Below are 18184 nucleotides of genomic sequence, written 5' to 3'. Positions count from 1 at the left end.
GACGGGTCAGCTGATCTGACGGTTCGTCAAGATAGAACAGGTTCTAGGAGAAGGGAACGGATGGTCGCTCAGCGGTCGAAGTCCACCTCCACCGCCTCCGTCACCGGGTGCGACTGGCAGGCCAGTACGTACCCCGCTTCCGTCTCCTCCGGCTCCAGCGCGAAGTTGCGGTCCATGCGCACCTCACCGGAGACCAGGAAGGCCCGGCAGGTCCCGCACACCCCGCCCTTGCAGGCGTAGGGCGCGTCGGGTCGGTTGCGCAGCACCGTCTCCAGAACCGACTCCCCGTCCTGCACGGGCCAGCTGCCGCCCCGGCCGTCGAGCCGGGCGGTCACGGTGCTGTGGGCGGGGGCCGCCGTGCGCGCGGGAGGTGCTGCGACGTCGACGTGGAAGATCTCCTCGTGGATCCGGGACCGCGGGACTCCGATCTCGCGCAGCGCCTGCTCAGCCCCCTGCACGAGCCCGAACGGCCCGCACAGGAACCACCCGGCCACCTGCCGCACCGGCAGCAGCGAGGGCAGCAGCCCGGTCAGCCGAGCCCGGTCCAGCCGCCCGGAGGGCAGCCCCGCCTGCTGTTCCTCGCGGGAGAGGACGGTGACCAGCTGGAGACGCTCGGGGAAGCGGTCCTTCAGGTCGGCGACCTCCTCGAGGAACATCGTCGAGGCGGCCGTACGGTCGCTGCGCAGGAGGCAGAAGCGGGCGGAGGGCTCGCGGGCCAGCAGCGTCGCGACGATCGAGAGCACCGGAGTGATGCCGCTGCCGCCGACGATCGCCGCGTAGAGGCCGGGTGCCGGGTCGAGGGTGAAGCGGCCCGCCGGAGTCATCACGTCGAGCTCGTCGCCGACGCCGATCTCCTTCATCGCGTATGTCGAGAAGGCTCCCCCCTCGACCAGCCGCACGCCCACCCGCAGGGTGCTCGGTCCCGGTCCGCCGGGGTCGGGCGCGGGCGAGCAGATCGAGTACGTGCGCCGGACCTCGAACCCTTCGGCCATGTCGGCTCCGTCGGCTCGGTCGGCTCGGTCGGCTCCCCCGGTCATGTCGGCTCCGGCGGAGCCGGCGGCCGCGTCGGAGCTGAGGGCGGCGTCGGAGCCGGGGGCGGGGACGGAGCCGGGGGCGGGGGCGGGGACGGGGCCCGTTCTCCGGGCAGCCCGGCGCAGGGCGAGGTGCTGGCCCGGAGCGTGCCGGAACTCCTCGCGCAGCGCTTCGGGGACCGTGAGGGTGAGGGCGACGGAGTCGTCCGTGAGGGGGTCCACCGCGGCCACCCGGAGCGGGTGGAAGCGCGCCATCACAACTCCTTGAAGTGGTCGAAGGGTTCACGGCAGGCCAGGCAGCGCCGCAGCGCCTTGCAGGCCGTGGAGGAGAAGCGGCTCAGCAGTTCGGTGTCGGCGGAGCCGCAGAGCGGGCACCGGACCGGGTCCGGCGCCGTCTGCCCGGCACCCGGACCGGTACCAGGCCCGGCACTCGGCGCACAGGGGCGACCGGCGGCCCCGACGGTTCGGGTCGGTCCGAGTTCCAGCGGGACAGGTCCCGCGTCGCGCACGGTGCGAGGCGGTGCTATGCCGAACTCCCGTAGTTTGCGGCGCCCTTCGTCGGAGATGTCGTCGGTCGACCAGGCGGGGGTGAGCACGGTGCGCACCGTCACCTCGCGCACCCCGTGCTCGTGCAGCGCCCGTTCGATGTCCAGGGACATCGCCTCGATCGCCGGGCAGCCGGTGTAGGTGGGAGTCAGCTCCACCTCGACGGCGTCCTCGTGACCCAGGCGCACCGAGCGCAGCACACCGAGTTCCTGGAGGGTGAGCACAGGCAGTTCGGGGTCGGGCACCGAGCCGGCGACCTCGAACAGTTCCGCCTCCAGTGCGGTGGGCGTCACCATGTCGCCCCCGGGTGGCTGCGGTGCAGGTGCTGCATCTCGGCGAGCATCCAGCCGAACGGTTCGGTGTGCAGGCCCTCGCGGCCCGCGCCGGCGGTCCACGCTCCGGTGCGCGGCCCGTCGGGCACCGCCAGACCGGCCCGCCCCAGTATGTCGCCCACCGACTCCAGCCAGGCCGGTTCCAGGTCCGCGGGGTCGAGGTCGAGGCCGTCCAGGGGGCGGAACAGCTCGCCGGTGAACCGCCACAGGGCCGTGCAGGCGCGCCCCATGCGCTCGTGGCCGGTCTCGGTGCCGTCGCCGAGCCGGAGCGTCCACTGCTCGGCGTGGTCGCGGTGGTAGGCGACCTCCTTGACGGCCTTGGCGGCGAGCCCGGCGAACGGGCTCCGTCCGGCCGCCAGCCGGTCGTACAGCAGGTGTTGGTACGTGGAGAAGTACAGCTGGCGGGCGATGGTGTGGGCGAAGTCGCCGTTGGGCTGTTCGACCAACTGGACGTTGCGGAAAGCGCGTTCCTCGCGGAGGTAGGCCAACTCGTCCTCGTCGCCGGCCATCGACAGCAGGATCCGGGCCTGGCCGAGCAGGTCGAGCGCGATGTTGGCGAGCGCGACCTCCTCCTCCAGGACGGGTGCGTGGCCCATCAACTCCCCCAGGCGGTGGGAGAGCACCAGGGCGTCGTCGCCCAGAGCGAGGGCGGCGTCGGCCGTGTGCGCCGCCGTGGGCGCGGGTGCTTCGCGCGTCACAGGTGCTTCACCCCCTCCGGGATCTCGTAGAACGTCGGGTGGCGGTAGGGCTTGTCGGCGGCCGGTTCGAAGAACGGGTCCTTCTCGTCGGGCGAGGAGGCCGTGATCGCCGAGGACGGCACGACCCAGAGGGAGACGCCCTCGCCGCGACGGGTGTACAGGTCGCGGGCGTTGCGCAGGGCGAACGCGGCGTCCGGCGCGTGCAGACTGCCGGCGTGGGTGTGGGAGAGGCCGCGCCGGGAGCGCACGAAGACCTCCCACAGGGGCCAGTCCGTGTCGGTCATGCCTGCTCCACTCCTGTCCTGGTGCTGTGCTTGGCCGCGTAGGCCGCGGCTGACTCGCGTACCCACGCGCCCTCGTCGTGTGCGGCTTTGCGCTGCGTGATGCGCTGTTCGTTGCACGGCCCGTTGCCTTTGAGGACTTCCTTGAACTCGGTCCAGTCGATCGGGCCGAAGTCGTAGTGGCCCCGCTCCTCGTTCCACTTCAGATCCGGGTCGGGGAGCGTCAGACCGAGGGACTCCGCCTGCGGGACGCAGATGTCGACGAAGCGCCGGCGCAGTTCGTCGTTGGAGTGGCGCTTGATCTTCCAGGCCATCGACTGCGCGGAGTGCGCGGACTCGTCGTCGGGTGGGCCGAACATCATGAGCGACGGCCACCACCAGCGGTCCACCGCGTCCTGGGCCATCGCGTGCTGCTCCGTGGTGCCGCGGCTGAGGGCCAGCAGGAGTTCGTAGCCCTGGCGCTGGTGGAAAGACTCCTCCTTGCAGACGCGGACCATGGCGCGCGCGTACGGGCCGTAGGAGCAGCGGCACAGGGGGACCTGGTTGGTGATCGCGGCGCCGTCCACCAGCCAGCCGATCGCGCCGACGTCCGCCCAGGTCAGCGTGGGGTAGTTGAAGATCGACGAGTACTTCTGGCGGCCGGTGTGGAGCTTGTCGAGCAGATCCTCACGACTGGCGCCGAGGGTTTCGGCCGCGCTGTAAAGGTAGAGGCCGTGGCCCGCCTCGTCCTGGACCTTGGCCATGAGGATGGCCTTGCGGCGCAGGGAAGGCGCGCGGGTGATCCAGTTGGCCTCCGGCTGCATGCCGATGATCTCGGAATGAGCGTGCTGGGCGATCTGGCGCACCAGCGTCGCGCGGTAGGCGTCGGGCATCCAGTCGCGTGGCTCGATGCGCTCGTCGGCGGCCACGGTGGCGTCGAAGACGCGCTGATACGTGTCGTCGGCGTCGATGTCCCCTTCCTGCCCGGCGGACCCGTGTGTGCGGGCCGTCTGGTGCGCGGCAGCTGTCGCCATGCGGTCCCCCTTGACCTAGGGCCCCGGCTGGGCGCCGCGACCTCGGCTCTGCCCGAGCCTTCTACCGACCGATCGTTCGGTCCGTGCGATTCCATGGTGGGACGGCCGTCGTATGGTGTCAACCGCTGTGGATAACCTGCGTGCGTCCCCTGTGGACAACCGCTTCACCCCCCGCCGTTTCCTGGTGCCGTCGGGGGAGGGCTGCGCCGAACGGGTGATGCTGAGTACCGTTCGCGATTGCGCGACGCAGCGCGAGGACCACCGGGATCGGGGAACGGGGCGGAATGGACGCGTACGACGGAGGCTCCGGCGCTCCACAGGGGCGCAGCAGAGCGGACGAGCCGCAGACTCCGCGTGCCGAGGGCGCCCTTCCCGGCGGCGCCCTGCCGGGCCCGCGGTCCGAGCTGCCGAGCCCTCAGCCCGGACGGCAGGCCGACCCCGTCGACGCCGTGCCCGCTGACGCCGAGCCCGGCAGCCCCGTGCCCGGCAGCCCCGTGCCCGGCAGCCCCGGGGCCGACACCCAAGCGGCTGGCGTCCCCGAGGCGGGCAGCCAGGAGGCCCGTGTGCCCGGGGCCGGTGAGCCGGGGGGCGTCGCTGACGAGGCCGGTGACCCGGAGCCGGTGGCGGCCGAGGCCGGTGAACCGGAGGCGGGCGCTCCCGGGCCCCGTACCGGTGTGGCGGCGCTCTCCCCCCGTTATCAGGTCTGTGCCGCGCTGGCCCTCGCCGTCGTGGCGGTCGCCGTCTGTCTGCAGGTCGGGATGGTGTTCCTGCACGTCGCGCCGTCGAACACCGTCACCAAGGCGCACGGCAAGGCGATCGACGACTGGATCTACCCGGAGTTCGAGCAGAACTGGAAGCTGTTCGCGCCGAATCCGCTGCAGCAGAACATCTCCGTACAGGTACGCGCTCAGGTGCGCACCGCGGACGGCGGATCGAGTGCCACGGGCTGGTACGACCTGTCCGCGCAGGACGGCCGGGCCATCGACGGCAACCTGGTGCCGAGCCACACCCAGCAGAACGAGCTGCGCCGCGCGTGGGACTTCTTCACCGCGACGCACGACAACGACAACCGCCCGGTCGGGCTGCGAGGCGCCCTCGCCGAGACGTATCTGCGCCGCATCGTGGTGCTGCGACTGGAGCGCGGCGGCGTGACCGCCGGCGGCGGTGTCGTCGAGCGGGTCCAGGTCCGCTCCCGGACCAGCAATGTGACCCCGCCGAAGTGGAGCACCGAGAAGGTGTCGACGGACCCGGTGTACCGCGAACTGTCCTGGTGGTCGGTGCCGGACGGCGCTGCCGAAGGAGGCACGAGGTGAACCGGTTCTCACTGGCGGTGTCCGCCGGCATCGCCCGTGTCACGGAGTCGGCGGCGGGGCCGTACCAGAGCGCCGTGGTCCGTATCGGCTTCAGCGCGACGTGGCTGCTGTTCCTGTTGCGCGAGTTCCCCCACCGTGAGGAGCTCTACGGCCCCGACGGTCCCTGGAACTGGGAGCTGGCCCGGCAGCTGATCGACTCCAACGGCGCGTTCACGGCCTTGATGTGGTCCGACGGGCGGGGCTGGTTCGAGTTCGTGTACGCGCTCACGCTGCTCTCCAGCGCGCTGCTGCTGCTGGGCTGGCGCACCCGCACGATGTCGGTGCTGTTCATGGTCGGCGTGCTGTCGCTGCAGAACCGCAGCGTCTTCGTCGGCGACGGCGGCGACAACGTTCTGCACCTGATGTCGATGTACCTGGTCTTCATGCGCTGCGGCCGGGTGTGGTCGCTGGACGCGCGACGGGCCCGGCGCGAACAGGAGGCACGCGCGCGCGGCGAGCGGGTCACGGACCGGGTCGGACCCGTGCTGTGGGCCGTGGCCGGGTGCGCGCTGGTCACGGTGAGCGTGGCGGACCGTTTCCACAGCGAGTGGACCATTCCCGCGCTCCTGTGGGCGGCCTGGTGCGCGCACGGCCTGTGGTGGGCCGTCGGGCGGCTGAGGAAGTCGGCGGAGCCGCGGATCCTGCTGGACGTGATCGGCAACGTCCTGCACAACGGCGCCTTGGTCGTGATCATGGTCGAGGCCTGTCTGATCTACGCGACGGCCGGCTGGTACAAGATCCAGGGCTCGCGCTGGCAGGACGGCACCGCCGTGTACTACCCGCTGCACCTGGACTACTTCTCTCCCTGGCCGATGCTCGCCGACCTGCTCACCGCCAGCGGCACGATGGTCGTGATCGTGACCTACGGGACCGTCATCGTGCAGGTGGCGTTCCCGTTCACCCTCTTCAACCGGCGGCTGAAGAACGTCCTGCTGGCGGTGATGATGACCGAGCACGCGGTGATCGCCGTCGTGCTGGGGCTGCCGTTCTTCTCACTGGCGATGATCACGACCGACGCGGTCTTCCTGCCCACTCCGTTCCTGCACCGGCTCGGCGGCTGGGCGGTGCGCGCGTGGGAGGAGTTGTTCTCCCGGGGCGACGGCGGGGGCAGGACGGCGCCGGAGCCGGCGGACCAGGAGGGCGCCGAGCCCGCGCGCGTAGGGTTCACAGCATGACCGACCCCGTGGCCGCCGGCCTTGATCCGCTCGGGCGGTGGCGCCGCTTCGCCGGCGACGCCGTGCTGCTCGACGGCTTTCACGCCCTCAAGCACGCCGTGCGTTTCGGGGCCCGGGTCCCGGTGGCGGTCGCCGTCGACCGGCGCGCGGCCCTCGCCCTCGCCGAGGAACTCGCCCCCGACGTGCGCGACACCCTGGACGGGCTGCTGACGGAGGTCCCCGAGGCCACGTACGCCTCCCTGGTGCCGCGCCCGCATCCCACCGCGGTCGCGGCCCTGGCCGTGCGGCCCACCCGGGCGGCCAATCTGGAGCGGCTGGGGCGCGTGCCCCGGGCGGCTCCCGTGGTGGTCCTCGACCATCCGCGCAACCTGGGCAACGCGGGAGCGGTGATCCGGCTGGCCGCCGGGTTCGGGGCGACCGGAGTGGTCACCACCGGCACCCTCGACCCCTGGCATCCGACCGTGCTGCGCGGCGGGGCGGGGCTGCACTTCGCGACCGCCGTGGAGCGTGTGGCCGTCGACGAGCTGCCCGCCGGCCCGGTGTTCGCCCTCGACCCGGAGGGCGACGACCTCCGGGGCGTCAAGCTCCCGGACGACGCCCTTCTCGCCTTCGGCTCGGAGCGCAGCGGGCTCTCCGTCGAGCTGCGCGCGCGGGCCGACCATCTCCTCGCCCTGCCGATGCGCCCCCAGGTCTCCAGTTACAACCTCGCCACCAGTGTGGCCATGACGCTGTACCACTGGAGCGCCTACGGGAGCGCCCCGCCCGGCGCGCCGCCCGTCCCTTAGGCCCCCTCGCGCCCTCGCCGGTCCGGACGCCTGGTCCCGCCCGGGGCCTGGGGCCTGGGACTTGGCGGTGAGCCGGGGATTTGGCCTGGGGCTGGCCCGGGACCTGGCCCGGGACCCGCAGGATGTCTCGCGGAACTTTCAGGGGCGGCGCCGTCCCCTCGCGCCGCCGCGCCCTTCCTGCGGTCCTCAGACCTCTCTGCGGACCTCCACCACACGGAAACGGTTGGCGACGAACGCACCGTCGGTGAGAGCCGCGTTGGCCGCCGGGTTGCCGCCCGAGCCGTGGAAGTCCGAGAACGCGGCCGTCTGGTTGACGTAGACCCCGCCGGTGAGGTTCAGCGACAGCTGGGCCGCCTCCTCCAGGCAGACCTCCTGGATCGCCGCCTCCACCTCGCCTTCGGTGGTGTACGCGCCGACGGTCATCGCACCCTTCTCACGCACCGTGCGCCGCAGCAGGGCGACTGCGTCGGCCGCCGAGTCCACCGCGACGGCGAAGGAGACCGGACCGAAGCACTCGCTCATGTAAGCGGCCTCGTCGTCCGGCTTCGCACCGTCCAGCTTGACGATCACCGGGGTGCGCACGACCGCGTCCGGGAACTCCGGGTTGCTCACCTCGCGGGAGGCGAGGGCGACCTCGCCGAGACCCGCCGCGGCTTCCAGGCGGGCCTTCACGTCCGGGTTGACGATCGCGCCGAGCAGGGCGTTGGCGCGGGCGTCGTCGCCGAGGAGGCCGTCGACGGACCGCGCGAGGTCGGCGACGACCTCGTCGTAACTCTTCGGACCCTCTTCGGTGCGGATGCCGTCGCGGGGGATCAGCAGGTTCTGCGGGGTCGTGCACATCTGCCCGCTGTACAGGGACAGCGAGAACGCCAGGTTGGAGAGCATGCCCTTGTAGTTCGCGGTGGAGTGCACGATCACCGTGTTGACGCCGGCCTTCTCGGTGTAGACCTGCGCCTGGCGGGCGTTGGCCTCCAGCCAGTCGCCGAAGGCGGTGGAGCCGGTGTAGTCGACGATCCTGATCTCGGGCCGGGTGGCCAGCGTCTTGGCGACGCCCTCGCCGGGGCGCTCGGCGGCCAGCGCCACCAGGTTCGGGTCGAAGCCGGCCGCGGCGAGCACATCCCGGGCGACGCCCACGGTGAGCGCGAGGGGCAGCACCGCGCGCGGGTGGGGCTTGACCAGGACGGCGTTGCCGGTGGCCAGGGAGGCGAACAGGCCCGGGTAGCCGTTCCACGTCGGGAAGGTGTTGCAGCCGATGAGCAGGGCGATGCCGCGCGGGACCGGCGTGAAGCTCTTGGTCAGCGTGAGCGGGTCGCGCTTGCCCTGGGGCTTGCTCCACTCCGCCGTGCCGGGGGTGCGGACCTGCTCCGCGTACGCGTAGGCCACCGCTTCCAGACCGCGGTCCTGCGCGTGCGGGCCGCCGGCCTGGAACGCCATCATGAAGGCCTGGCCGGAGGTGTGCATGACCGCGTGCGCGAACTCGTGCGTCCGGTCGCTGATCCGCTTGAGGATCTCCAGGCAGACCACCGCGCGGACCTCCGGGCCCGCGTCCCGCCACGCGCGCTGTCCGGCCTTCATGGCGGGCAGCAGCTCGTCCACGTCCGGGTGGGGGTACGTCACGCCCAGCTCGAGGCCGTACGGCGACACCTCGCCGCCCACCCAGTCGTCGGTGCCGGGCTGGCCGAGGTCGAGGCGGGTGTTCAGGACGGCGTCGAAAGCGGCCTTGCCGGCCGTCATGTCCAGGCTCCCGTTCTCCCCGTATGCCTTGGGGTGTTCCGGGTGCGGGGACCAGTACGCGCGGGTGCGGATCGCTTCCAGGGCCTGGTCGAGGGTGGGCCGGTGCTGGGCGATCAGAGCGTGCGCGGTCAGTTCGGCGGCGGCCATGCGGGACCAACTCCTCGTCTTGAGAACTCTCCGTCGAGCTCATGGCCTGGCGGAAACCTGGGCGGGAACAGCCAGTCACCGCTAGAGTAACCGAACGATCGGTCGGGACAAGGGGGCCTGCCGCATCTGTGGAAAACCCCGTGCGGGAGGATCGCGCACATGACAGCACTCGACCTCAGCAGCCCCGTGGCCGTCGTCGGCGCCGGCACCATGGGCCAGGGCATCGCCCAGGTCGCGCTGGTCGCGGGCCACCCCGTGCGGCTGTACGACGCCGTTCCGGGCCGTGCCCGTGAAGCGGCCGCCGCGATCGGCGCCCGCCTCGACCGGCTCGTCGAGAAGGACCGCCTCGCGGCCGGTGACCGCGACGAGGCGCGCGGGCGTCTGCACGCCGCTCAGGACCTCGCCGACCTCGCCGACTGCGCTCTGGTCGTCGAGGCCGTCGTCGAACGCCTGGAGGTCAAACAGGAGCTGTTCCGGCAGCTGGAGGACGTGGTCGGCGAGGACTGTCTGCTCGCCACCAACACCTCTTCCCTGTCGGTGACCGCCGTGGGCGGTGCCCTGCGCAACCCCGGCCGCTTCGTGGGCCTGCACTTCTTCAACCCGGCGCCGCTGCTGCCGCTGGTCGAGGTGGTCTCGGGGTACGCCACCGACGTCACCTCGGCCACGCGCGCGTACGAGACCGCCCGCTCCTGGGGCAAGACGCCGGTCGCCTGCGCCGACACCCCCGGCTTCATCGTCAACCGCATCGCGCGGCCCTTCTACGCCGAGGCGTTCGCCGTCTACGAGGCGCAGGGCGCCGACCCGGCCACCATCGACGCCGTCCTGCGCGAGTCGGGCGGCTTCCGGATGGGCGCCTTCGAACTGACCGACCTGATCGGGCAGGACGTCAACGAGTCGGTGACGCACTCCGTGTGGCAGTCCTTCTTCCAGGACGCGCGCTTCACGCCGTCGCTCGCGCAGCGCCGTCTCGTCGAGTCGGGCCGGCTCGGCCGCAAGACCGGCCACGGCTGGTACGACTACCGGGACGGGGCCGAGCCGGCCGAGCCGCACACCGCGGAGAAGGCCCAGCCGCCCGCCTACGTCGTCGCCGAGGGCGACCTGGGCCCCGCCTCCGAGTTGCTCGCGCTGATCCGGGAGGCGGGCATCCAGGTGCGCGAGGACGAGGAGGACCACGGCACCCGCCTCGTGCTGCCCGGCGGCGGCCAGCTGGCGCTCGCCGACGGCCAGACCTCCGTGGAGTTCCGCGACGTCGTGTACTTCGATCTCGCCCTGGACTACCGCAGGGCCACCCGGATCGCCCTGTCGGCCTCGCAGGACACCGCCGCGCAGACGATGGCCGAGGCGATCGGCCTGTTTCAGGCGCTCGGCAAGGACGTCAGCGTCATCGGCGACGTCCCGGGGATGATCGTCGCCCGTACGGTCGCCCGGATCGTCGACCTCGCGCACGACGCCGTGGCCAAGGGCGTCGCCACCGAGGAGGACGTCGACACCGCGATGCGGCTCGGCGTGAACTACCCGCTCGGCCCCTTCGAGTGGAGCCGCCGGCTCGGCCGCATGTGGGCCTACTCCCTCCTGGACGACCTGCACGACCGCGATCCCTCCGGCCGCTACGCGCCGTCCCTCGCGCTCTACCGGCACTCCTACGCCACCGAGAAGCGGGAGGGCGCCTCGTGACCACGGCCAAGCGCGACACCTACACCCCGGAGACCCTGCTGTCCGTCGCCGTCCAGGTGTTCAACGAGCGAGGGTACGACGGCACCTCCATGGAGCACCTGTCCAAGGCGGCCGGCATCTCCAAGTCCTCGATCTACCACCACGTCGCCGGCAAGGAGGAGCTGCTGCAGCGAGCAGTCAGCCGTGCCCTGGACGGCCTCTTCGGGATCCTCGACGAGGAGCACGCGCGCGTGGGGCCCGCCGCCCACCGCCTGGAGTACGTCGTACGGCGCATGGTCGAGGTGCTCATCGGCGAACTGCCCTACGTCACGCTCCTTCTGCGGGTGCGCGGAAACACCGACACCGAGCGGTGGGCGCTGGAGCGGCGCCGCGACTTCGACCACCGCGTCGCCGAGCTGCTGCGGGCGGCCGCCGCCGACGGGGACGTCCGCGGCGACATGGACGGGCGGCTCGCCACCCGCCTGGTCTTCGGCATGATCAACTCGATCGTCGAGTGGTACCGGCCCGGCGGCCGGGGGATGGTCGAGAGCGAGGTGGCCGACGCGGTGGTGCGGCTGGTCTTCGAGGGCCTGCGGAGTGCCCCGGCCGGTCCGGCCACCTCGAACGGCCCGACGTCCTGAGGCCCGTGCCTCCCCGGTCCACACCTGCGGTCCCTGTCTGCGCCTCTGCCCTCGGGCTCAGCCCTGTGGCTCCAGGTCCTCCTCCTCGAACACCAGCAGAGTGCGGGTGCTGAGCACCTCGGGGATCGCCTGGAGCCGGGTGAGCACCACCTCGCGCAGCGCCCTGTTGTCGGGCGTGTGCACCAGCAGCAGGACGTCGAAGTCGCCCCCGACGAGGGCGATGTGGGAGGCGCCGGGCAGCTGTCTGAGCTGCTCGCGCACCGTCCGCCAGGAGTTCTGCACGATCTTCAGGGTGATGTAGGCGCTCGTGCCCTGTCCGGCCCGCTCATGGTTCACGCGGGCGCCGAAGCCGCGGATGACCCCGTCGTCGATGAGCCGGTTGATCCGCGCGTAGGCGTTGGCCCGCGAGACGTGGACCCGCTCGGCGACCGACCGTATCGAGGCGCGGCCGTCCGCCTGCAGCATCTGCAGGATGTCCTGGTCGATGGCGTCGAGCGGGCGCGCCGGCGGCAGCGCGCCACCGGCCGACGGCGCGAGGCCCGTCGACGCCGAGAGAGTGCCCGTCGGCGGGAGGACGGGTGACGGCGGGGGGCCGGTCGTTGCGGAATCCGTCGGCGGGAGCGCGGCACCGTTCTCCGGCCCTTCGGCCATTTGTTCAGGTGCCATGTCCCCCCGCCTTCTCCGTGTGGACGTACTGCGTCCATCTCAGGCTGTGGAGAACCGTTTGTCCACAGCCTGAGGGGCCCTGTAGCCAAAATGTGCCGACGACCGAACAATCGGTAGGTGAGGCGGGTCACAGCCGACACGCCTCCCGTAGCCGCATCCCCGAGGAGGTGCCGTCATGACGGTCATGGAGCAGCGGGGCACGTACCGGCCGACTCCGCCGCCGGCCTGGCAGCCCCGCACCGACCCCGCGCCGCTGCTGCCGGACGCGGAGCCGTTCCGCGTCCTCGGCACCGACGCGGCCGCACACGCCGACCCGGAGCTGCTGCGCCGGCTGTACGCCCAGCTGGTGCGCGGCCGCCGCTACAACGTCCAGGCCACCGCCCTGACCAAGCAGGGCCGACTCGCCGTCTATCCGTCCAGCACCGGCCAGGAGGCCTGCGAGATCGCCGCCGCGCTCGTCCTGGAGGAGCGCGACTGGCTCTTTCCCAGCTACCGCGACACCCTCGCCGTCGTCGCACGCGGCGTGGACCCCGTCGAGGCCCTCACCCTGCTGCGCGGCGACCGGCACACCGGCTACGACCCCTACGAGCACCGGGTGGCGCCGCTGTGCACCCCGCTCGCCACGCAGCTCCCGCACGCCGTCGGCCTCGCACACGCCGCCCGCCTCAAGGGCGACGACGTGGTCGCACTCGCCATGGTCGGCGACGGAGGCACCAGCGAGGGCGACTTCCACGAGGCGCTGAACTTCGCCGCCGTCTGGCAGGCCCCGGTCGTCTTCCTCGTCCAGAACAACGGCTTCGCCATCTCCGTCCCGCTCGCCAAGCAGACCGCCGCCCCCTCACTGGCCCACAAGGCCGTCGGCTACGGCATGCCGGGCCGCCTGGTCGACGGCAACGACGCGGCCGCCGTGCACGAGGTGCTGGCCGACGCCGTGCGCCGGGCGCGCGAGGGCGGAGGCCCGACCCTGGTGGAGGCGGTCACCTACCGCATCGACGCGCACACCAACGCCGACGACGCCACCCGCTACCGCGGCGACGCCGAGGTGCAGGCCTGGCGTGAGCACGACCCGATCCAGCTGCTGGAGCACGAGCTGACCGCGCGCGGGCTGCTCGACGAGGACGCCAGGCAGTCCGCGCGGGACGCCGCCGAGGCGATGGCCGCCGATCTGCGAGCCCGGATGAACCAGGACCCGGTCCTCGACCCCATGGGCCTCTTCTCCCACGTGTACGCCGAGCCCACTCCCCAGCTGCGCGAGCAGCAGGCGCTGCTGCGGGCCGAGCTCGAGGCCGAGCAGGAAGGCGCGCACTGATGACGACCGTCGCCCTCAAGCCCGCCACCATGGCGCAGGCCCTCACGCGCGCGCTGCGCGACGCGATGACCGCCGACCCGTCCGTGCACGTCCTGGGCGAGGACGTGGGCGCCCTCGGCGGCGTCTTCCGGGTCACCGACGGGCTGGCGAAGGAGTTCGGCGAGGACCGCTGCACGGACACGCCGCTCGCCGAGGCCGGCATCCTCGGCGCCGCCGTCGGCATGGCCATGTACGGCCTGCGGCCGGTCGTGGAGATGCAGTTCGACGCGTTCGCCTACCCGGCGTTCGAGCAGCTCGTCAGCCATGTCGCCCGGATGCGCAACCGCACCCGCGGCCGGATGCCCCTGCCGATCACCGTCCGGGTGCCCTACGGCGGCGGCATCGGCGGCGTCGAGCACCACAGCGACTCCTCCGAGGCCTACTACATGGCGACCCCGGGCCTCCACGTCGTCACCCCCGCCACGGTCGCCGACGCCTACGGCCTGCTGCGCGCCTCCATCGCCTCCGACGACCCGGTCGTCTTCCTCGAACCCAAGCGCCTGTACTGGTCGAAGGACGCCTGGAACCCGGAGGAGCCTGCGGACGTCGAGCCGATCGGACGTGCCGTGGTGCGGCGTCCGGGCCGCAGCGCCACACTGATCACGTACGGGCCGTCGGTTCCGGTCTGCCTCGAAGCCGCCGAGGCGGCGCGCGCCGAGGGCTGGGACCTGGAGGTCGTCGACCTGCGCTCGCTGGTGCCCTTCGACGACGAGACGGTCGCCGCGTCGGTACGGCGTACCGGCCGCGCGGTCGTCGTCCACGAGTCGGGCTCCTTCGGCGGTCCGGGCGGGGAGATCGCGGCCCGTGTCACAGAGCGCTGCTTCCACCATCTGGAGGCGCCGGTGCTGCGTGTGGCCGGTTTCGACCTGCCCTATCCGCCGCCGATGCTGGAGCGTCACCACCTGCCCGGCGTCGACCGCATCCTCGACGCCGTGGCGCGGCTGCAGTGGGAGGCCGGGAACTGATGGCACAGGTGCTGGAGTTCAAGCTCCCCGACCTCGGTGAGGGGCTCACCGAGGCGGAGATCGTCCGCTGGCTGGTCCAGGTCGGCGACGTCGTGGCCGTCGACCAGCCGGTCGTCGAGGTCGAGACGGCCAAGGCGATGGTCGAGGTGCCCTGCCCCTACGGCGGGGTGGTGACCGCACGGTTCGGCGACGAGGGCACGGAACTGCCCGTCGGCGCCCCGCTGATCACGGTCGCGGTCGGCGCGCCGGCCTCCGACGCCGTGGCCGACGCTGCGGAAGCCGGGGCCGGCACCGGGGGTTCGGGCAACGTGCTCGTCGGATACGGCACGTCGGAGGCGCCCGCGCGCAGGCGCAGGGTCCGCGCCGCGCGGCCGGAACCCGCCGCCACCGTCACGGTCGACGGCACGGCCCCGGTGGCCCCGGCGGTTTCGGTGAGCCCGGCCTCGTCGGCGGCACCGGCCGAGGCGCCCGGCGGACCCGTCCCCGTCATCTCCCCGCTGGTGCGCAGGCTCGCACGGGAGAACGGACTGGACCTGCGGGAGCTCACGGGCTCCGGGCCCGAGGGACTGATCCTGCGTGCGGACGTGGAGAACGCGCTGCGGGTGGCCGCGCCCCGAGAAGAAGAGGCACAGGCGGCGCGGGCGGCTCAGCGGCAGGCCGCCGGGCCCTCCGCCCTCACCGGAAGCCGCCGCGTCCCGCTCAAGGGCGTCCGCGGCGCCGTCGCCGACAAGCTCTCCCGCAGCCGGCGCGAGATCCCGGACGCGACCTGCTGGGTGGACGCCGACGCGACCGAACTGATGCGGGCCCGGACCGCGATGAACGCGGCCGGCGGGCCGAAGATCTCCCTCCTCGCGCTGTTCGCCCGTATCTGCACCGCGGGGCTGGCCCGCTTCCCGGAACTCAACGCCACCGTCGACCTGGCCGCCCGTGAGATCGTCCAGTTCGACCAGGTCCACCTCGGCTTCGCCGCGCAGACCGAGCGGGGCCTCGTCGTGCCCGTGGTCCGCGACGCGCACATGCGCGACGCCGAGGGGCTCACCGCGGAGATCGCCCGGCTCACCGAGGCCGGCCGCGAAGGACGTCTCACCCTCGCGGAGCTGACCGGCGGCACCTTCACGCTGAACAACTACGGAGTGTTCGGCGTCGACGGCTCCACGCCGATCATCAACCATCCCGAGGCGGCCATGTTCGGCGTCGGCCGCATCGTCCCCAGACCGTGGGTCCACGAAGGCGAGCTGGCGGTGCGCCAGGTCGTCCAGCTCTCGCTCACCTTCGACCACCGGGTGTGCGACGGCGGCACGGCGGGCGGTTTCCTGCGCCATGTCGCGGACTGCGTGGAGCAGCCGGCGGTGCTGTTGCGCACCCTGTGACCGCGGGGGCGTCGCCACGCTTCCCGCGTCCGGCGTGGTCCCTGGTGCCCGGAAGCCGGGGATCGGCCCCCATACTCGGGGGGTGAACTCGAACGAGCCCGCCGCCTACGACGCCGTCGTGCTCGCCGGCGGCGGCGCCCGTCGGCTCGGCGGGGCCGACAAACCGGGCGTGCGGGTCGGCGGGCGCGCTCTGCTGGACCGGGTCCTCGGCGCCTGCGCCGACGCCCGCGCCACCGTCGTCGTCGCAGCTCCCCGCCCCACCCCCCGACCCGTGCTCTGGACGCGTGAGGAGCCGCCCGGCGCGGGGCCCGTCGCCGCGCTGGACGCGGGGCTGCGCCGCGTCACGCAGGACGACGTCCTCGTCCTCTCGGCCGATCTGCCCTTCCTCGCCCCGGACACCGTGCGGCGGCTGCTGACCGCCCTGCGTTCCGGCGGAGCCGAGGGCGCACTGCTCACCGACGCGGACGGCCGCGACCAGCCGCTCGTCGCCGCGTACCGCACGACGGCGCTGCGCCGCGAGCTGGCGGTGCTCACCACCTCCCACGGCAACCTCACGGGGCTGCCGCTGCGCCGGCTGACCGCCGGGCTCGACCTCGCCCGCGTCCCCGACCCGGTCGGGTCCTTCGACTGCGACACCTGGGACGACATCGCCACTGCCAGAGCCCGTATCAGGGAGCATGACCACGTGTTGGATGAATGGATTTCCGCAGTCAAGGACGAACTCGGCGTCGACCTGGACGTCGACACCGGCGTCCTCCTCGACCTCGCCCGGGACGCCGCCCACGGTGTGGCCCGGCCGGCTGCCCCTCTGACCACCTTCCTGGTCGGTTACGCGGCCGCGCAGGCCGGTGGCGGCCCCGAGGCCGTCGCCGAGGGCGCGCGCAAGGCCGCCGCGCTGGCGGTGCGCTGGGCCCAGGAGGCTGAGAAGGAGGCCGGGCAGGAGGCCGGGCGGGACAAGGCCGCGGAGACCGGCGGCCCGGGACCGGACGCCGGATGACCCCGCACGGCGCCCGACAGGGCCTCGACGCCGAGGACCTCGACGTCGAGGAGGCACTCGCCCTCGTGAAGCACGGCAACGGCTCCTCCCGCCCGGCCGGCGACCTCCGCCCCGCACAGCGCGAGCCCGAGGCCTCGCCGTCCGCCCGGGCCGCGGACGCTTCCGCGCGGGCCGCGGAGGCGGGTCACCGGGCCGCCGCCGAACATCACCACCGAGCCACCGCCTGGCCGGAGGCCAGGACGATCGCCGCCCGCGCCGTCCGGCCGGGCATCCGTCCCACTCCCGTCTCCGTCGGCCTCGGCGACGCCCTCGGTCTGGTCCTGGCCGCCCCGCTGACCGCGCTCACCGACCTGCCCTCGTTCGACACCTCGGCGATGGACGGATGGGCGGTCGCGGGTCCCGGACCCTGGCACGTTCGGGAGGGCGGCGTACTCGCCGGGAGCTCCGCGCCCGCTCCCCTCGCCGACGGCGAAGCCGTCCGGATCGCCACCGGGGCCCGGATCCCCCCGGACACCACCGCGGTGCTGCGCAGCGAGCACGGTCGCACCGACGACAACGGCCGACTGCATCCGACCCGTGAGATGCAGCACGGCCAGGACATCCGTCCGCGCGGCCAGGAGTGCCGCTCCGGCGATCAGCTGCTGCTCGCCGGAGCGGTGGTGACCCCGGCCGTCCTCGGTCTCGCCGCCGCCGCCGGGTACGACACAGTGACCGCCGTGCCCCGGCCCCGGGTCGAGGTACTGGTTCTCGGCGACGAACTGCTCACCGAGGGCCGCCCGCACGACGGCCTCATCCGGGACGCGCTCGGCCCGATGCTGCCGTCGTGGCTGCGTGCCTCGGGCGCCGAGGTCATCGCCGTACGCAGGCTCCGTGACGACGCGAAGGCCCTGTACAAGGCCATCACCTCGTCCCGCGCGGATCTGATCGTCACCACCGGGGGGACCGCCTCCGGGCCCGTCGACCATGTGCACCCCACCCTGCGCCGGATCGATGCCGAACTCCTCGTCGACGGCGTCAAGGTGCGTCCCGGACACCCCATGCTGCTGGCGCGCGTCAAGGAGGACCAGCACCTCGTCGGTCTGCCGGGCAACCCGCTCGCGGCGGTCTCCGGCCTGCTCACGCTCGCTGAGCCGCTGCTGCGCACTCTTGCCGCCCGCAGTGCTCCCGAGTCGTACAGGCTGCCCTTGCGGGAGACGGTGCACGGGCACCCGCACGACACCCGGCTGATCCCGGTGGTCCTGCGGGGCGACCGCGCCGTGCCGCTGCACTACAACGGTCCGGCCATGCTGCGGGGCATCGCCGCGGCCGACGCCCTCGCCGTCGTGCCGCCGGGCGGCGCACGGGCGGGTCAGGAGACGGAGATGCTCGACCTGCCGTGGGCGACGGCCGGGATCAGTGCATGTTTCACGTGAAACGACGCATCGTTCCACGTGAAACCTCTGCCCTTCCT

Annotated in this window: 17 protein-coding genes; 10 read left to right on the top strand and 7 right to left on the bottom strand. The window is 72.9% G+C overall.

Annotated features, from left to right (window positions below; translation table 11 throughout):
* Nucleotides 1-68: 68 nt before the first annotated feature.
* From IE239_RS05725 to paaA, 5 genes are read right to left on the bottom strand one after another with little or no spacing between them, the layout of a single operon-like run.
* Nucleotides 69-1286, bottom strand: a complete 1218-nt coding sequence (locus IE239_RS05725) for a 2Fe-2S iron-sulfur cluster-binding protein (RefSeq protein ID WP_229877829.1) — start codon at nt 1284-1286, stop codon at nt 69-71.
* On the bottom strand, nt 1286-1873 hold the full coding sequence (gene paaD / locus IE239_RS05715) for a 1,2-phenylacetyl-CoA epoxidase subunit PaaD (RefSeq protein ID WP_190148154.1): 588 nt from the start codon (nt 1871-1873) through the stop codon (nt 1286-1288). Before paaD ends, IE239_RS05725 begins: the two co-directional genes overlap by 1 nt.
* Nucleotides 1867-2607, bottom strand: coding sequence for a 1,2-phenylacetyl-CoA epoxidase subunit PaaC (paaC, locus tag IE239_RS05710; RefSeq protein ID WP_190148153.1), 741 nt, complete (start codon nt 2605-2607; stop codon nt 1867-1869). The genes paaD and paaC overlap by 7 nt, the downstream gene beginning before the upstream one ends.
* On the bottom strand, nt 2604-2891 hold the full coding sequence (gene paaB / locus IE239_RS05705; RefSeq protein ID WP_190148152.1) for a 1,2-phenylacetyl-CoA epoxidase subunit PaaB: 288 nt from the start codon (nt 2889-2891) through the stop codon (nt 2604-2606). The genes paaC and paaB overlap by 4 nt, the downstream gene beginning before the upstream one ends.
* Nucleotides 2888-3901 (bottom strand): 1,2-phenylacetyl-CoA epoxidase subunit PaaA, encoded by a 1014-nt coding sequence (gene paaA, locus IE239_RS05700; RefSeq protein ID WP_190148151.1) that lies wholly within the window; start codon nt 3899-3901, stop codon nt 2888-2890. Before paaA ends, paaB begins: the two co-directional genes overlap by 4 nt.
* 284 nt (nt 3902-4185) lie before the next feature.
* Here paaA and IE239_RS05695 point away from each other — a divergent pair, with 284 nt between their 5' ends.
* The 3 genes from IE239_RS05695 to IE239_RS05685 are packed head-to-tail and all read left to right on the top strand — an operon-like array spanning nt 4186 to nt 7213.
* The gene (locus tag IE239_RS05695) at nt 4186-5214 is read left to right on the top strand and encodes a DUF5819 family protein (protein WP_190148150.1); all 1029 of its coding nucleotides are present in this window, start codon (nt 4186-4188) and stop codon (nt 5212-5214) included.
* Complete coding sequence (locus IE239_RS05690; RefSeq protein WP_190148149.1) at nt 5211-6428, top strand: HTTM domain-containing protein; 1218 nt, start codon at nt 5211-5213, stop codon at nt 6426-6428. Before IE239_RS05695 ends, IE239_RS05690 begins: the two co-directional genes overlap by 4 nt.
* Entirely contained in the window at nt 6425-7213 is a 789-nt protein-coding gene (locus tag IE239_RS05685; protein WP_190148148.1) for a TrmH family RNA methyltransferase, read from the top strand. The genes IE239_RS05690 and IE239_RS05685 overlap by 4 nt, the downstream gene beginning before the upstream one ends.
* Before the next feature lie 186 nt (nt 7214-7399).
* On the opposite strand, the gene paaN is transcribed toward IE239_RS05685, so the two are convergent.
* Nucleotides 7400-9094: a phenylacetic acid degradation protein PaaN gene (paaN, locus tag IE239_RS05680; protein ID WP_190148147.1), complete on the bottom strand. Its 1695-nt coding sequence runs from the start codon at nt 9092-9094 to the stop codon at nt 7400-7402.
* Between the two features lie 159 nt (nt 9095-9253).
* On the opposite strand from paaN, the gene IE239_RS05675 reads away from it, so the two are divergent.
* Complete coding sequence (locus IE239_RS05675; protein ID WP_190148146.1) at nt 9254-10768, top strand: 3-hydroxyacyl-CoA dehydrogenase; 1515 nt, start codon at nt 9254-9256, stop codon at nt 10766-10768.
* Nucleotides 10765-11388 (top strand): TetR/AcrR family transcriptional regulator, encoded by a 624-nt coding sequence (locus tag IE239_RS05670; RefSeq protein ID WP_190148145.1) that lies wholly within the window; start codon nt 10765-10767, stop codon nt 11386-11388. Before IE239_RS05675 ends, IE239_RS05670 begins: the two co-directional genes overlap by 4 nt.
* 57 nt (nt 11389-11445) lie before the next feature.
* On the opposite strand, the gene IE239_RS05665 is transcribed toward IE239_RS05670, so the two are convergent.
* Nucleotides 11446-12054: an Lrp/AsnC family transcriptional regulator gene (locus tag IE239_RS05665; RefSeq protein ID WP_229877827.1), complete on the bottom strand. Its 609-nt coding sequence runs from the start codon at nt 12052-12054 to the stop codon at nt 11446-11448.
* Nucleotides 12055-12229: 175 nt separating this feature from the next.
* Here IE239_RS05665 and pdhA point away from each other — a divergent pair, with 175 nt between their 5' ends.
* The 5 genes from pdhA (at nt 12230) to IE239_RS05640 (ending at nt 18146) form a co-directional block, all read left to right on the top strand.
* Entirely contained in the window at nt 12230-13363 is a 1134-nt protein-coding gene (pdhA, locus tag IE239_RS05660; RefSeq protein WP_190148144.1) for a pyruvate dehydrogenase (acetyl-transferring) E1 component subunit alpha, read from the top strand.
* Nucleotides 13363-14367, top strand: a complete 1005-nt coding sequence (locus tag IE239_RS05655; RefSeq protein WP_190148143.1) for an alpha-ketoacid dehydrogenase subunit beta — start codon at nt 13363-13365, stop codon at nt 14365-14367. Before pdhA ends, IE239_RS05655 begins: the two co-directional genes overlap by 1 nt.
* Nucleotides 14367-15737 (top strand): dihydrolipoamide acetyltransferase family protein, encoded by a 1371-nt coding sequence (locus tag IE239_RS05650; protein ID WP_190148142.1) that lies wholly within the window; start codon nt 14367-14369, stop codon nt 15735-15737. Before IE239_RS05655 ends, IE239_RS05650 begins: the two co-directional genes overlap by 1 nt.
* Nucleotides 15738-15819: 82 nt before the next feature.
* Nucleotides 15820-16734, top strand: coding sequence for an NTP transferase domain-containing protein (locus IE239_RS05645; protein WP_229877825.1), 915 nt, complete (start codon nt 15820-15822; stop codon nt 16732-16734).
* The gene (locus tag IE239_RS05640; RefSeq protein ID WP_190148140.1) at nt 16731-18146 is read left to right on the top strand and encodes a molybdopterin molybdotransferase MoeA; all 1416 of its coding nucleotides are present in this window, start codon (nt 16731-16733) and stop codon (nt 18144-18146) included. The genes IE239_RS05645 and IE239_RS05640 overlap by 4 nt, the downstream gene beginning before the upstream one ends.
* The last annotated feature ends 38 nt before the right edge of the window (nt 18147-18184 follow it).

It is taken from the genome of Streptomyces humidus, assembly GCF_014649655.1.
GTDB lineage: Bacteria > Actinomycetota > Actinomycetes > Streptomycetales > Streptomycetaceae > Streptomyces > Streptomyces humidus.
This window is presented reverse-complemented; position numbering and strand designations above follow the sequence as displayed.

Coding starts and splice junctions, on each gene's coding strand:
- IE239_RS05725 (WP_229877829.1), bottom strand. CDS start 1,286: ATGGCGCGCTTCCACCCGCTCCGGGTGGCCGCGGTGGACCCCCTCACG.
- paaD (WP_190148154.1), bottom strand. CDS start 1,873: ATGGTGACGCCCACCGCACTGGAGGCGGAACTGTTCGAGGTCGCCGGC.
- paaB (WP_190148152.1), bottom strand. CDS start 2,891: ATGACCGACACGGACTGGCCCCTGTGGGAGGTCTTCGTGCGCTCCCGG.
- paaA (WP_190148151.1), bottom strand. CDS start 3,901: ATGGCGACAGCTGCCGCGCACCAGACGGCCCGCACACACGGGTCCGCC.
- IE239_RS05695 (WP_190148150.1), top strand. CDS start 4,186: ATGGACGCGTACGACGGAGGCTCCGGCGCTCCACAGGGGCGCAGCAGA.
- IE239_RS05685 (WP_190148148.1), top strand. CDS start 6,425: ATGACCGACCCCGTGGCCGCCGGCCTTGATCCGCTCGGGCGGTGGCGC.
- paaN (WP_190148147.1), bottom strand. CDS start 9,094: ATGGCCGCCGCCGAACTGACCGCGCACGCTCTGATCGCCCAGCACCGG.
- IE239_RS05675 (WP_190148146.1), top strand. CDS start 9,254: ATGACAGCACTCGACCTCAGCAGCCCCGTGGCCGTCGTCGGCGCCGGC.
- IE239_RS05665 (WP_229877827.1), bottom strand. CDS start 12,054: ATGGCACCTGAACAAATGGCCGAAGGGCCGGAGAACGGTGCCGCGCTC.
- pdhA (WP_190148144.1), top strand. CDS start 12,230: ATGACGGTCATGGAGCAGCGGGGCACGTACCGGCCGACTCCGCCGCCG.
- IE239_RS05655 (WP_190148143.1), top strand. CDS start 13,363: ATGACGACCGTCGCCCTCAAGCCCGCCACCATGGCGCAGGCCCTCACG.
- IE239_RS05650 (WP_190148142.1), top strand. CDS start 14,367: ATGGCACAGGTGCTGGAGTTCAAGCTCCCCGACCTCGGTGAGGGGCTC.
- IE239_RS05640 (WP_190148140.1), top strand. CDS start 16,731: ATGACCCCGCACGGCGCCCGACAGGGCCTCGACGCCGAGGACCTCGAC.